10 protein-coding genes and 12 tRNA genes are annotated in these 13865 nt (G+C 72.0%); 19 read left to right on the forward strand and 3 right to left on the reverse strand.

Features of this window, described 5'->3' with window-relative positions:
- The first annotated feature begins 263 nt into the window (after positions 1–263).
- Positions 264–2744 (forward strand): glycogen/starch/alpha-glucan phosphorylase, encoded by a 2481-nt coding sequence (locus IEZ31_RS13210; RefSeq protein ID WP_229834902.1) that lies wholly within the window; start codon positions 264–266, stop codon positions 2742–2744.
- Positions 2745–2863: 119 nt separating this feature from the next.
- Positions 2864–4480 (forward strand): methyl-accepting chemotaxis protein, encoded by a 1617-nt coding sequence (locus tag IEZ31_RS13215; protein ID WP_190250113.1) that lies wholly within the window; start codon positions 2864–2866, stop codon positions 4478–4480.
- A 51-nt stretch (positions 4481–4531) separates the two neighbouring features.
- On the opposite strand, the gene IEZ31_RS13220 is transcribed toward IEZ31_RS13215, so the two are convergent.
- Positions 4532–5101, reverse strand: a complete 570-nt coding sequence (locus IEZ31_RS13220; RefSeq protein ID WP_190250114.1) for a histidine phosphatase family protein — start codon at positions 5099–5101, stop codon at positions 4532–4534.
- Positions 5102–5166: 65 nt separating this feature from the next.
- Between IEZ31_RS13220 and IEZ31_RS13225 the strand changes: the two genes are divergently transcribed.
- The gene (locus IEZ31_RS13225; RefSeq protein WP_229834903.1) at positions 5167–5865 is read left to right on the forward strand and encodes an HAD family hydrolase; all 699 of its coding nucleotides are present in this window, start codon (positions 5167–5169) and stop codon (positions 5863–5865) included.
- Between the two features lie 42 nt (positions 5866–5907).
- On the opposite strand, the gene IEZ31_RS13230 is transcribed toward IEZ31_RS13225, so the two are convergent.
- Positions 5908–6354 (reverse strand): Lrp/AsnC family transcriptional regulator, encoded by a 447-nt coding sequence (locus IEZ31_RS13230; RefSeq protein WP_190250115.1) that lies wholly within the window; start codon positions 6352–6354, stop codon positions 5908–5910.
- Positions 6355–6384: 30 nt separating this feature from the next.
- Positions 6385–7473 carry a M24 family metallopeptidase gene (locus tag IEZ31_RS13235; RefSeq protein WP_268241665.1) on the reverse strand — a complete coding sequence of 363 codons (1089 nt, stop codon included), beginning with the start codon at positions 7471–7473 and terminating at the stop codon, positions 6385–6387.
- A 115-nt stretch (positions 7474–7588) separates the two neighbouring features.
- Between IEZ31_RS13235 and IEZ31_RS58180 the strand changes: the two genes are divergently transcribed.
- The 16 genes from IEZ31_RS58180 to IEZ31_RS13315 all read left to right on the forward strand — a co-directional run bounded on the left by IEZ31_RS58180 (position 7589) and on the right by IEZ31_RS13315 (position 13847).
- The gene (locus tag IEZ31_RS58180) at positions 7589–8536 is read left to right on the forward strand and encodes an anti-sigma factor RsbA family regulatory protein (RefSeq protein WP_190250116.1); all 948 of its coding nucleotides are present in this window, start codon (positions 7589–7591) and stop codon (positions 8534–8536) included.
- 13 nt (positions 8537–8549) lie between these two features.
- The gene (locus tag IEZ31_RS13245) at positions 8550–9461 is read left to right on the forward strand and encodes a 5'-3' exonuclease (RefSeq protein ID WP_190250117.1); all 912 of its coding nucleotides are present in this window, start codon (positions 8550–8552) and stop codon (positions 9459–9461) included.
- A gap of 493 nt (positions 9462–9954) precedes the next feature.
- A tRNA-Glu gene (locus tag IEZ31_RS13250) sits at positions 9955–10028 on the forward strand.
- A 15-nt stretch (positions 10029–10043) separates the two neighbouring features.
- A tRNA-Gly gene (locus tag IEZ31_RS13255) sits at positions 10044–10117 on the forward strand.
- A 58-nt stretch (positions 10118–10175) separates the two neighbouring features.
- Positions 10176–10249: transfer RNA gene (locus IEZ31_RS13260), tRNA-Asp, on the forward strand.
- Between the two features lie 14 nt (positions 10250–10263).
- Positions 10264–10338: transfer RNA gene (locus IEZ31_RS13265), tRNA-Gly, on the forward strand.
- Between the two features lie 43 nt (positions 10339–10381).
- Positions 10382–10454: transfer RNA gene (locus IEZ31_RS13270), tRNA-Gln, on the forward strand.
- 27 nt (positions 10455–10481) lie between these two features.
- Positions 10482–10554, forward strand: a tRNA-Leu gene (locus IEZ31_RS13275).
- Between the two features lie 13 nt (positions 10555–10567).
- Positions 10568–10642, forward strand: a tRNA-Glu gene (locus IEZ31_RS13280).
- Position 10643: 1 nt separating this feature from the next.
- Positions 10644–10723 (forward strand) — tRNA-Met (locus IEZ31_RS13285).
- Between the two features lies 1 nt (position 10724).
- Positions 10725–10796, forward strand: a tRNA-Val gene (locus tag IEZ31_RS13290).
- Positions 10797–10831: 35 nt separating this feature from the next.
- A tRNA-Tyr gene (locus IEZ31_RS13295) sits at positions 10832–10913 on the forward strand.
- 1 nt (position 10914) lies between these two features.
- A tRNA-Arg gene (locus tag IEZ31_RS13300) sits at positions 10915–10986 on the forward strand.
- Positions 10987–10991: 5 nt separating this feature from the next.
- A tRNA-Cys gene (locus tag IEZ31_RS13305) sits at positions 10992–11064 on the forward strand.
- A gap of 162 nt (positions 11065–11226) precedes the next feature.
- Positions 11227–12798, forward strand: coding sequence for a M4 family metallopeptidase (locus IEZ31_RS13310; protein WP_190250118.1), 1572 nt, complete (start codon positions 11227–11229; stop codon positions 12796–12798).
- A gap of 101 nt (positions 12799–12899) precedes the next feature.
- Entirely contained in the window at positions 12900–13847 is a 948-nt protein-coding gene (locus IEZ31_RS13315; protein WP_190250119.1) for a helix-turn-helix transcriptional regulator, read from the forward strand.
- The last annotated feature ends 18 nt before the right edge of the window (positions 13848–13865 follow it).

Here is a 13865-nt window from a genome sequence, read left to right on the forward strand (position 1 = left end):
CCCGGCGGTGGCGGGCGAACGGGGCATGATCGAGGGAAGCTGCTGGTTGTTCCGGCAGCCAGATGGTTCCCATGATCTTGGGCGAGGTGGCGCAGCCGAGGGTCCGGTTGGGCGATATTTCCGAAATGTCGCAAGTGTGGTGCGACCTTGCGGCGAGCCGCACGGTTCCCGTGATCTTTGGGTGAGATTTCGGAAATGTCGCCCAAGCCCGGGGAGCGCAGGTTTAGCGGCGGTTCGGGTGTGTGGCGGGAGATACTAGCGTAGTGACCGATGCTCGGCCCCGGCCCAAGATGCGCACCGTCGGCGGGACGCTCGAAGCGTTCGAGCAGGACCTCATCAGCAACCTCTACTACCAGCGAGGCACCACCCTCGAATCCGCGAGCGGCCCCGATGGGTACCACACGCTCGCGGTCACGGTGCGGGACCGGCTCGTGGGGCGGTACGCACGGACGGCGGCGGCGCATTACCAGGCCAACCCGCGGTTTGTGTACTACCTGTCGGCCGAGTACCTGCTCGGGCGGCAGCTGCGGCAGAACCTGCTGTACACGGGCACCGAGCAGTTCGTGCGGCCCATCGCGGAGGACCTCGGGGTGTCGCTCGAGGAGCTGGAGGCCTACGACGTCGAGCCGGGGCTCGGCAACGGCGGGCTCGGGCGGCTCGCCGCCTGCCTGCTCGACTCGATGGCGACGCTCGACATCCCCGCCGTGGGCTACGGCATCCGGTACGAGTTTGGCATCTTCAAGCAGGCGTTCCGCGACGGGGCGCAGGTCGAGCGGCCCGACGACTGGACGTTCTACGGCAACCCGTGGGAGTTCCCGGCGCCGGACGACCGGCAGGTGGTCGGGTTCTACGGCAGCACCGCGCCGGCGCTCGACGACCCGAGCGGGCTGCGGCGGCAGTGGACGCCCGCCGAGACCGTGCGCGGGGAGCCGAGCCACATGCTCGTGCCGGGGTACGGGACGCCGACGGTCAACATCATCCGGCTGTGGCAGGCCCGGGCGAGCCGCGAGTCGTTCGACCTGAGCCGCTTCGGCGCCGGGCAGTACAAGGAGGCCGTCGAGGACATCGTCCAGGCCGAGAACATCAGCAAGGTCCTGTACCCCGACGACAGCACCGAGCAGGGCCGGGAGCTGCGGCTGAAGCAGCAGTACTTCCTCGTCGCCTGCTCGCTGCGGGACATCATCCGGCGGTACCGGCTGCGCAACACCGGCTGGGACGCGTTCCCGGCGAAGGTCGTCATCCAGCTCAACGACACCCACCCGGTCATGGCGATCACCGAGCTCATGCGGCTGCTCGTCGACGAGTACCGGCTGGACTGGGACCTCGCCTGGTCGATCACCCGGCGGACGTTCAACTACACCTGCCACACGCTGCTGCCCGAGGCCCTGGAGACGTGGTCGGTGGAGCTGCTGGAGCGCCTGCTGCCGCGGCACATGGAGATCATCTACTCGATCAACCACTTCTTCCTGCAGGAGGTCGCGGCCACCTACCCCGGCGACCTCGACAAGATGCGTCGGCTGTCGATCATCCAGGAGTACCCCGAGAAGCGGGTCCGGATGGCGCACCTCGCGGTCGTCGGCAGCACCGCGGTCAACGGGGTGGCCGAGCTGCACACCAGGCTGCTCGCCGAGACGACGCTGCGGGACTTCGCCGAGCTGTGGCCGCAGAAGTTCCACAACGTCACCAACGGCGTCACCCCGCGGCGGTTCGTGCGGCTGGCCAACCCGAGGCTGTCCGAGCTCATCACCGAGCGGCTCGGCGACGAGGGCTGGCTCACCGACCTGGAGCGCCTCGACCGGCTCGCCGGTGCGGCGGACGACCCGGCGTTCCTGGAGCGCTGGCGGGAGGTGAAGCGGCTCAACAAGGTCGATCTCACGCACCAGGTGGAGAGGTCGACGGGCGTCGTCGTCGACCCCGACGCGCTGTGCGACGTGATGATCAAGCGGTTCCACGAGTACAAGCGCCAGCACCTCAAGCTGCTGCACGTCATCACGCTGTTCAACCGGCTGCGCGAGATGCCGGAGATGGACATGGTCCCCCGGACCGTCCTGTTCGGGGGGAAGGCGGCCCCGGGGTACCACGCGATGAAGCTGCTCATCCGGCTCGTCAACGCGGTCGCCGAGACGGTCAACACCGACCCGGTGGTGTCCCGGCATCTCAAGGTCGTGCTGCTGCCGGACTACAACGTGTCCCGCGCGCAGGTGATCATCCCGGCCGCCGACCTGTCGGAGCAGATCTCCCTCGCCGGCAAGGAGGCATCCGGTACCGGCAACATGAAGCTCGCCCTCAACGGTGCCGTCACGATCGGCACCCTGGACGGCGCGAACATCGAGATCCGTGATCGGGTCGGGGCGGAGAACTTCTTCCTCTTCGGCCTCGACGCGCAGCAGGCCGTCGACCTGCGCCGCCACTACGAGCCGCGGGCGTACTACGAGCGCGACCCGGAGCTGCGCGCCGCCGTCGACGCGATCGCCTCCGGCGTGTTCGCCAAGGGCGACCGCTCCCTGTTCGCGCCGGTCGTCGACGCCATGCTGGGCCGCGACGAGTACCTCGCCCTCGCCGACTACCGCGCCTACGTCGAGTGCCAGGACGCGGTGGCGACGGCGTGGCGGGACCGCGACCGGTGGACCCGCATGTCCGTGCTCAACGCCGCCCGCACCGGGTTCTTCTCCTCGGACCGGACCGTGCGCGAGTACTGCGACAAGATCTGGCGGGTCGACCCGGTGCGGGTCGAGCCCGACTAGCCCCGTTCCCGCCGCGCCGCCACCGCCGCTGGGCTGCGGGTTTCCTCAGGAGCGTGGCGGCGGGGCCGATTGGACCGCCGTACCGGGCTCGGCGAGAGCAGTCAGCGGGGGTGGCGGACATGGGCGCGCTGCGGCGTACGCGGGTGGTCACGCGGTTGGTGGTCGGCTTCCTCATCGTCTCGCTCTGCGTGGTGGCCATCTGGGTGGCGGCGATCTCGGCCTCGCGCGGCACCCGCGACACCGCCGAGCATCTCTCCGCCGCGCAGGCGCAGCTCGACGCGGCCGAGCAGCTGAAGTTCCGCATCACCGACATCTCCGGCTGGCAGGTCGGCTACGCGTTCGACATCGTGCGCGGCGAGCCCGGCGCCACCGCCGACACGGCCGAGACGCGGGCGGCGTTCCTGCAGTCGATGCGGGACTTCGGCACCGAGCTGCAGGCGATGGCGAACCTGCCGCTGCCGGCCGCCGACCAGGCCGCCGTGCGGACGATCCGCACCGCGTTCGACGACTTCGCGACCCTCGACGACCGGGTCATCGCGGCCTACCGGGCGGGGACGCCCGAACAGGTCGAGGCGGCCAACGACCTCGTCGTCGGGGAGGGCCTGGACGCGTACGCCCGCATCAGCGATCCCGTCGACCAGTTGCTCGCCGGCGCGCAGCAGCGTGCGGCCGCCGCGCAGGAGTCCGCCCGGTCGACGGCGAGCCGCACCGGCCGGTTGGCCAACATCGTGGGCAGCATCGCGCTCGGCCTGGCCATCGTCATGGCGCTGGCGCTGTCGGTCTCGATCGTCCAGCCGCTGCGGGCCCTGCACGAGCGGCTGTCGGACATCGCGGAGGGCGAAGGCGACCTCACCCACCGGCTCGTGGTGACCGGCAACGACGAGTTCACCACCGTGAGCCGCAAGTTCAACACGTTCGTCGACAAGATCGCTGCGACGGTCCGGGCCATCAGCGGGTCGGCCTCGACGGTCGCGGTCGCCAGCGAGCGGCTCACCGACACCTCGACCCGGATCATGGCCGGCGCCCAGCAGACGTCCACCCGGTCGGGGCTGATCGTGGCGTCGGCCGACGAGGTGTCCGCCAACGTGCGCACCGTCGCGACCGGCGCCGAGCAGATGAGCGCCTCGATCCAGGAGATCGCCGGTACCGCGGCCGACGCGGCCCGCATCGGCGGGCAGACCACCGAACTGACCCAGTCGGCGCACGACCTGATCGGCCGGCTGAGCGGGTCCAGCCAGCAGATCGGGAACGTCGTCAAGGTCATCAACGACATCGCGGATCAGACCAACCTGCTGGCGCTCAACGCGACCATCGAGGCGGCCCGGGCCGGCGCGGCCGGCAAGGGCTTCGCCGTCGTGGCCACCGAGGTCAAGGACCTGGCCCAGGAGACCGGCCGGGCCACCGGTGACATCGCCTCGAAGGTGCAGAGCATCCAGGCCGACACGATGGCCGCGACCGAGGCGATCAGCCGGATCGTCGAGATCACCGGGCGGCTCGGCGACTACCAGACGACCATCGCCGCCGCCGTCGAAGAGCAGACCGTCACCACGGCCGAGATGGGCCGCAACATCTCCCGGGCCGCGGCCGGCTCGGCCGACATCGCGGCGAACATCGCCACCATCTCCGACGCCGCTCGCATCACCACCGGCGGCGTCGAGGAAACCCGCACCGCCGCGGAGGAACTGCTGGCGATGAGCCGCGAACTGCGCGCCCTGGTCGGCCAGTTCCGCGTCTGACCGCCCAAGGCCTGTTGCATCACTGAGGCCGCGCTGCGGCGGGCCCAGGGCCTAGACCGCGGCGTTCCAGGCGCGCAGCGACGCGACCTCGTGCTCGTGGCCGAGCACCGAGACGGTCGCGGTGTCCAGGCTCAGCCGCGCGCCGAACGACACCGGCTCGCCGACCCAGCGCGCGGCCAGGGCCCGGGACGCGTGCCCGTGGCTGACGACCGCCACGTCGCCCAGCGCCAGCATCGGCCGTACCTTGGCCAAAAATCGATCAAGACGGATGGTCACCTGCTCCGGCGACTCGCCCGCGGGGCAGCCGTCGGTCCACAGGTCCCAGCCGGGGCGCTCGGCCCGGATGTCCTCCGTCGTGCGCCCCTCGTAGTCGCCGTAGTCCCACTCGACGACGTCGGCATCGACGTCGGTGATCGTCAGCCCGGCCAGCTCGGCGGTGCGCCGGGCCCGCTTCCGGGGGCTGCTGACCACGGCCACGAACGGCCGGGACCCGAGCGCCCGGGCCAGCCCGCGGGCCCGGTGCTCCCCGTCCCGGGTCAGGTCGAGGTCCGTCACCGACGTGTGCCGCCCGCCGGCGCTCCAGTCGGTCTGGCCGTGCCGCACCACCACGATCTCACCCATCGGCTCATTGTGCCTTAACGGATCGTTTCACAACGGAAACGGCGAGTACCGCTACGCTTCACCCCGTGGACGCGCTGCTGGTGCTCTGGGACGTCGACCACACGCTGGTCGACGTGGACGGAATCGGACGTGAGGCCTTCGACCTGGCCTTTCTGCGGTTGTTCGGCCGGCCGGTGGAACATCAGCCGCCGATGGCCGGCCGCACGGACCGGGCGATCGCGCTCGACATGCTGCGGCTCAACGGCGTCACCGGGCCGGAGCAGCACCTCGAGCCGCTGCGCGAGGCGGCCGAGGCGGCGATCGAGGAGCTGGCCCACCTGCTGCCGTCGCGCGGGCGGGCCCTGCCGGGCACGCACGAGGCGCTGCTCGCGATCAGCGAGACGGCGGCCGTGCAGTCGCTGCTGACCGGGAACGTGCGGCGGATGGCCGAGGTCAAACTGGGGCCGTTCGGGCTCACGAAGTACCTCGACCTCGACGCCGGCGCCTACGGCTGGAGCGACACCGTGCGCGGCCACCTGGTCCACAACGCGCGGATGGCGGCCGCCATGCGGCACCGCCGCCGGTTCCCCGGCAAGCGGACCGTCCTCGTCGGCGACACCCCGCTCGACGTCGAGGCCGCCCTGAGCACCGGCGCGGGCGTGGTCGCCGTCGCGACCGGCCGCTTCAGCGCCGAGGAGCTGACCACGGCCGGCGCGCACGTGACCCTGCAGAACCTCGCCGACACCCGCCAGGTGCTCGAGGCGATCACGGAAGCCGGACGCTAAGGCCTGCCGTCATGTCGCCGCGCTGCTGCTCGCAAGCGGCAGCTAGGCCTGCCGGATGCCGGGGCGGCTCTCGTAGGGGGTCGACAGCACCACCGTCGTGCGGGTCGTGACGTTGGCCGCGGAGCGGATCTCCTGCAGGAGGCGCTCCAGGGCCAGCGGGTTCTCGACCCGCACCAGCAGCATGTAGAAGTCCTCGCCCGCCACCGAGTAGCACGACTCGATCTGCGGCAGCTTGGCCAGCCGGTCGGGCGCGTCGTCGGGCTGCGAGGGGTCGAGCGGGCGGATCGCGACGAACGCGGTCAGCGAGAGGCCGAGCGCGTCGTGGTCGACCTTCGCCGCGTAGCCCTTGATGACGCCGCGCTGCTCCAGCCGGCGCACCCGCTGGTGCACGGCGGACACCGACAGCCCGACCCGCTCGGCCAGGTCGGTGTAGGACAGGCGACCGTCGACGGCCAGTGCCGCCACGATCGCGCGATCGGTCTCTTCCACGCAGGAGACAGTAACCCGCCGGGCAAGCGGTTACAGTACGACCAGCTCTGTATCGATGATGTTGAGCCGATCGACGCCGTCGGCCGTGCACACGACGATGTCCTCGATCCGGGCGCCGTGCCGGCCGGCCAGGTAGATGCCCGGCTCCACGGAGAACGCCATCCCGGGCTCCAGCGGCGCGGCGTTGCCGGCCACGATGTAGGGGTCCTCGTGCCCGTCGAGGCCGATGCCGTGCCCGGTGCGGTGCAGGAACGCGGGGCCGTAGCCGGCGGCGGCGATGACGTCCCGGGCGGCGGCGTCGACCGCCTCGGCGCTCACGCCGGGGCGCACGGCGGCGACGGCGGCCCGCTGCGCCTCGTGCAGCACGGCGTAGTACTCCCGGAACTCGGCGGGCGGCTCGCCGACGCAGTAGGTGCGGGTCGAGTCGGAGCAGTACCCGTCGGGCATCCGGCCGCCGATGTCGACGACCACCGGCTCGCCCCGGCCGATGACCCGCTCCGACGTCCCGTGGTGCGGGCTGGCGCCGTTGGGGCCGGCGGCGACGATCGTGAAGTCGACGGTGGCGTGGCCGGCCTCCCGCATCGCGACGGCGATGTCGGCGGCGACCTCGGCCTCGGTGCGCCCGGCCCGCAGCCACTGCGCCATGCCGGCGTGCACCGCGTCGATGGCCTGCCCGGCCCGGCGCAGCGCCTCGACCTCCTCCGGCGACTTGCGCAGCCGCAGCCCGGCGAGCACCGCGCCGGCCAGGCGCTGCTCGGCCTCGGGCAGGGTCGCCCGCAGGGCGAGGACCTGCTCGGCCCACATCCGGTTGCCCAGGCCGACGGCGCCGCCCGGTCCGGGGAGGGCGGCGCGGACCAGCGGATACGGGTCGGAGCCGTCCTCGTGGTCGGCGAACGTCACCCCGGCGGCCTGCGCCTCGGCGGCCGGGCGCTCCAGCCGGGGCACGATCAGCGTGGCCGCGCCCTCCTTCGGCAGGACCAGCAGCGTGAGCCGCTCCAGCGCGTGCGCGTCGTAGCCCGTCAGGTACCGCAGGTCGGCGCTCGGCGGGATGAGCAGGGCGTCGAGGCCGGCGGCGGTCATGGCGCGCTGCGCCGCGGCCAGGCGTTGCTCGTGGACCACGAGCCCAGCCTAACCGGCCCGATCTGAACGAGTAGGTGCCGGAGCGGATCGAGTGGCGTAATCTGTGGGCGAACGTTGAGTAGGCGTGTCCCAGTCGAGATGAGCGCGCACCTCCATGACCGCAGCAGGCGTGTCGCACGGTGGCGGCGGGGTCGACGACCCGCTCGTCCATGAGGCGCTGCTCTACCACGACACCGCGACCTACCTCGACGGCGCGATGAAGTTCATCTACGAGGGCGTCTCCGCCGACGAGCCGATGCTGGTCGCCGCCCCGCCCGCCAACGTCGCCCTGCTGCAGGAGCGCCTCGGCGCCTTCGCCGACCTGGTCACGTTCCGCGACATGACCGAGGCCGGCCGCAACCCGGGCCGGATCATCCCGTGGGTCCTCTGCGGGTTCCTGGACGAGCACCCCGGCCGCCGGGTGCGGATCATCGGCGAGCCGGTCTGGCCGGCCCGCACCCCGGAGGAGTATCCGGCGTGCGTCCAGCACGAGGCCATGATCAACGTCGCGCTGGCCGCGCGCGAGGCGACGATCCTGTGTCCGTATGACACGAGCGCCCTCGGCCGCCGGCGCGTGCGCGACGCGTGGGCCACCCACCCGGTCATGCTCGAGGAGGGCACCCGCCGGCTCAGCGACGCCTACGACCCGTACGGCGTCACCGACACCTACAACGTGCCGCTCGCCGAGCCGCCGGCCGGCGCCACCACCATGCGCTTCGAGGTGGCCGACCTGGTGCGGGTCCGCCGCGCGGTCGCGGAGGCCGCCCTCGACGCCCGCCTGCCGCCCGACCGGATCGTCGACCTGCAGAGCGCGGTCAACGAGCTGGCCACCAACAGCGTCGTCCACGGGGGCGGCTCCGGCACCCTGCGCACCTGGCACGACGCCGAGCGCGTGGTCTGCGAGGTCCGCGACTTCGGCCACTGCACCGACGTCATGGTCGGCCGCCTGCGCCCGCCGGCCCGCCGCGGCAACGGCCTGGTCATGGTTCACTACCTGGCCGACCTCGTGCAGCGGCACACCAGCACGACCGGCACGGCGACCCGGGTCCACGTGCTCAGGTGAGTAGGCTGGCCGGGTGGACGCCCGCCCCCTCCTGCTGATCGACTCCGCCAGCCTCTACTTCCGCGCGTTCTTCGGCGTGCCCGAGTCCGCCGCGAAGGCCCCGGACGGCACCCCGGTCAACGCCGTGCGCGGCTTCCTCGACATGCTGTCGACCCTCATCCGCGGCCGCCGGCCCGACCGCATGGTGTGCTGCCTGGACCTGAGCTGGCGCCCGGCCTGGCGGGTGGCCCTCCTGCCGTCGTACAAGGCGCACCGCCTCACCCCGGCCGGCGGCGAGGACGTGCCCGCGGCCCTGGACGCGCAGATCCCGATCATCCTCGACTTCCTGGAGGTGCTCGGCATCGCCACCGCCGGCGCCGGGGACTTCGAGGCCGACGACGTGATCGGCACGCTCGCCGCCCGCGAGCCCGGCCCGGTCGAGGTGGCCACCGGCGACCGCGACCTCTTCCAGGTCATCGACGACGAGCGTCAGGTGCGCGTGCTGTACTGCGGGCGCGGCGTCGCCAAGCTCGAGGTCATGGACGACGCGGCGGTCCACGCGAAGTACGGCGTTCCCGCGGCCGGCTACGCCGACTTCGCCGCCCTGCGCGGCGACCCGAGCGACGGCCTGCCGGGCGTCGCCGGCGTGGGCGAGAAGACCGCGGCCCGCCTGGTCGACCGCCACGGCGGTCTCGACGGCATCCTGGCCGCCCTCGACGACCCGGCCGCCGGCTTCGCCCCCGGCCTGCGCGCGAAGATCGTCGCCGGCCGCGACTACCTGGCCGCGGCCCGCGAGGTCGTCGCCGTGTCGAGGACGGCCCCGGTCGGCCAGCTGGAGACCAAGCTCCCGGCGGCCCCGGCCGACCCCGACCGCCTCCTCGACCTGGCCCACCAGTGGGGCCTGGCCGGCTCCGCCAGGCGCATCGTGGACGCCCTGGCCGCCTGACCCCGCAGATCGCGGCCCGGCCCGGCATCGGCGGATCGGCCGCGAAGCCGCGCGTGAAATGCATTCTGGCGATCTCGGCCCGCGGGACCGGGACCATGCGGTTGCCATGGCATATCGGGGCGGTCCGATGGCGGACGATAAATAGGATTGTGCGCGTGGTGGTTCGTGCGTACTGTATTCATCAGCACCACGACGGAAGCGGAACTCACACAGCGGAACTCACAGAAGGGATCGGTCATGGGGCGGCACACCCTGCAGCTCGTCGAGCGCGACGATCTCGGCTGCGAGTATGGCTGTGAGCTTGGTGAATACGGACCGGCCTCGGGTCGGTGGAGCGGCTGACACCGGTCAGCGACGCGACCGCCGCCCTCCCCGCCGGGGACCGGGCGGTTTTTCTTTGCGCAATTCCGATGCGAGTTCGCGGCTCCCGCGAATTCGCGATGCAACCTGCGTTGATTGACAATTCCACAGTGGTTTGGCACGCGAGAACAATCGCCCGTGAGGCTGAGGCAGGTAGACCCCCGGATTCTCACTCCGGAAGACCGGGTTCAACCCCCGGACGGGCGACTTCACGATTGACGTGCGGTAGTCGTCCAACCGGTAGGACACCTGCCTTCCAAGCAGGCCGCGACGGGGTTCAAGTCCCCGCTACCGCTCTCGGTGCCGGGTCGGGGACAGCCCTGGGGGGAGCCGTCCCCGCCCCGGACCCACCGTGCCGTCGTAGCTCAGCAGGTCAGAGCAAGGCCCTGTCGAGGCCGAGGTCGCCGGTTCGAATCCGGTCGGCGGTGCGCGTTGTTCCCGTGCGGTAGTAGCTCAGTCAGGTCAGAGCATCGCCTTGCCATGGCGAAGGTCCCGGGTTCGAATCCCGGTTGCCGCTCCGTTCTTCCGTGGCCGGCCGGCCATCACCCGGCCGGCCCCCTTGCGGGCTGGTGTAACCCGGCAACACATCCGGCTCTGAACCGGACACTGGGGGTTCGAATCCTCCGCCCGCAGCTCCGCCGGCCGGCATGGCCGGCGCTCGCCCTCGTGGCCCAACGGCAGAGGCACGACGTTGAGGACGTCGACGGTGCGCGTTCGAATCGCGCCGAGGGCACGCACGACCACCTGGCGCGGTGGACGAATCGGGAGAGTCGCCCGGCTTTCACCCGGGACATGTGCGGGTTCGAATCCCGTCCGCGCTGCTGGCAGGGTAGAGGAGTTCGGTCGTCCTCGCCGGTCTCATAAGCCGGAAACCGTGGGTTCGAATCCCACCCCTGCATCCAAGCCCGTGTAGCTCAGGGGGAGAGCGCCGCCTTCACACGGCGGAGGGCCCAGGTTCGAGACCTGGTGCGGGTACGCGACCACCGGACCACGGGGCCGGGGGTCACCACGCGGGCGCGCCGACGTCGGAGAGTCGGGGCTGGCTGTAACCCAGTTGCATGCGCTCAGGGGGTTCGAATCCCTCCGCCCGCACGCCTTCGTAGCTCAGCGGACAGAGTGCGACTTTCCGAGGGTCGAGGCGCTGGTTCGATTCCAGCCGGGGGCACGCACGGCCGGGTGCCCGAGTCAGGTCAGGGGCTCGCCTGCACAGCGAGACACACCGGTTCGAATCCGGTTTCGGCCTCTTCGCATCGCCGGACCACTGTGGAAGCCGCGCGCAGGACGCCTCGGTCATCCCGCGAGCGTGGACATGACCTTGCCCGGAGGACTTCACGAGATATTCATACCCTGATATACATCGATGCGTGACGTGATCCGTCACGTACGCCAGGTCAGGGGAGGCTCGATGAAGAGATCCATCGCCGTCGTTGTGGTCGCCGGGGCAGTGCTGGTCGCGCCCGGCGCCGCGCACGCGTCACCCGCGCTCGAGGCGCGCACCGGGCAGGCGCTCGCCGCCCACCGCGCCGACGTCAGGGCGTCCGCCGCGGACGCCTTCACCGTGTACCGCACCAGCGTCGACGCGAGCGGCGCCGCGCACACCCGCTACACCCGCACGTACCACGGGCTGCGCGTCTACGGCGGCGACGTCGTCGTGCACACCGACGCCAAGGGCGCCTACGCCGGCTCGTCGAACAGCCTGTCCGCGCCGCTCTCGCTGAGCACCGTGCCGAAGGTCGACGCGGGCGCCGCGGCCCGGGCCGCCCGGTCCGCCTTCTCCGGGCGGGTCACCTCCAGCGTCGCGCCGCAGCTGCTCGTCGACGCCGCCGGCGGGGTCGGCCGGCTTGCGTACGAGAGCGTGGTGGAGGGCTGGGCGGCCGACGGCCAGACGCCGTCGCGGCTGCACGTCATCACCGACGCCACGACCAACGAGGTCCTCGGGTCGTGGGACGAGATCGAGACGGTGGCCGGGACCGGGCGGTCGCTGTACAGCGGCAACGTCAGCATCGACACCACGCTCAGCGGCACGACCTACCAGCTGCGCGACCCCAGCCACGGCGGCAACACCGCCTGCGACATGAACAACCGGACCAGCGGCACCTGCACGCTGTTCACCGACGCGGACAACACCTGGGGCACCAACGCGACCTCGGACCGGCAGAGCGCCGCGGCCGACGCGTACTACGGCGCCGCCAAGACGTTCGACTACTACAAGAACGTCCACGGCCGCAACGGCATCTTCGGCAACGGCCAGGGCGTGCCCTCGCGGGTGCACTACGGCAACGCCTACGTGAACGCGTTCTGGGACGGCTCGCGCATGACCTACGGCGACGGCTCCGGCAACAGCCGGCCGCTCGTGTCGCTCGACGTGGCCGGCCACGAGATGAGCCACGGCGTGACCGGCGCGGTCGTGTCGGGCGGCCTCACCTACTCCGGCGAGTCCGGCGGCCTCAACGAGGCCACGAGCGACATCTTCGGCAACATGGTCGAGTTCTACGCGGCCAACGCCAGCGACCCGGGCGACTACCAGGTCGGCGAGAAGATCAACATCCGCGGCAACGGCACCCCGCTGCGGTACATGTACAACCCGTCGCTCGACGGCTCCTCCGACAGCTGCTGGTCGACGTCCACGAAGAACAAGGACGTCCACTACTCGTCGGGCCCGGCCAACCACTTCTTCTTCAACCTGGCCGAGGGCACCGGCGCCACCGCGTACGGCACCTCCCCGGTCTGCGGCTCGGCCCCGGCGGTCACCGGCATCGGCCGCGCGAAGGCGGAGAAGATCTGGTTCCGCGCCCTGGACGTGTACTTCACCTCGAACACGTCGTACGTGAACAGCTCGAACCCCGCCAACACGGCCCGCGCCTACACGCTGCGCGCCGCGGCGGACCTGTACGGCAACTGCTCGACGGAGTACCGCGCGGTGCGCGCCGCCTGGACCGCGGTGAACGTCGCCGGCTCCGACGCGGCCTGCCCGTAAGCCCTGTTCCGGTCCCGCAAGATGAGGACCCGTCCCGGTGTCGCCGGGGCGGGTCCTCGCTAGGCTGCTTTCCGGACATTCGGCTGCCGGATTGAAGGACCATGGAACCGTCTCCCACCGCCCGTGCCCTGCTGGCCCTGGAGCTGCTCCAGGCCGGCCCGGGCATCACCGCCGACCGCCTCGCCGCCAAGCTGGGCGTGTCGGAGCGCGCGGCCCGGCGGTACATCGGCATCCTCCGCGAGGCGGGCATCCCGGTCGAGTCGGTCCGCGGGCCGTACGGCGGCTACCGGGTCGGCCGGGGCCTGCGGCTGCCCCCGCTGCTGTTCACCGCGACCGAGGCGCTCGGGCTGGTGATGGCGGTGCTCGACGGCCACCACGACGCGGCGGACCCGGCGGACCCGGTGGGCAGCGCGCTGGGCAAGCTGGTGCGAGCGCTGCCCGAGGCGGTCGCCGCGCAGGCCGAGGCGGTCCGCCGCACGGCCGCGCCGGCCCCGGACCGCGGCGCCGCCCGCCCGGACCCGTCGACCACCGCCACCCTGGTCCAGGCCTGCTCGGCCGCGCGCCGCGTCAGCCTGACCTACCGCTCGGAGGCCGGCACCGAGTGGTCGACCGACGCGGACCCGTGGGCGGTGGTCGTCCGCCACGGTCGCTGGTACCTCCTGTGCTGGTCCCACTCGTCCGCCGCCCGCCGCGCCTACCGCGTCGACCGCATCCGGTCGGTCGAGCTGCTGCCGGACGGGTTCGAGCCGCCCGCCGGCCTGGACGCGGTGACGGTACTGGAGGAGCACCTGGCGGCGGGCTGGGAGTACGCGGTGGAGGTGGTCATCGACGCCCCGCGCGCGAAGGTGGAGCCCTGCGTCAGCCGCGCCCTGGGCCGCCTGGAGGAGATCGACGCGGACCACTGCTGCCTGGTCGGCACGACGAGCAGCCCGTGGTGGTATGCCGAGCAACTGACCGCGCTGCCGTCCCCGTTCCGCGTCGTCGGCGGCCCGGAGCTGCGCCAGTGCACCCGCGCGCTCGGCGAACGGCTCCTCGCCGCCGCCGGCTGACCGCCGCCGGGACGGGGC

The organism is Dactylosporangium sucinum (genome assembly GCF_014647515.1).
GTDB lineage: Bacteria > Actinomycetota > Actinomycetes > Mycobacteriales > Micromonosporaceae > Dactylosporangium > Dactylosporangium sucinum.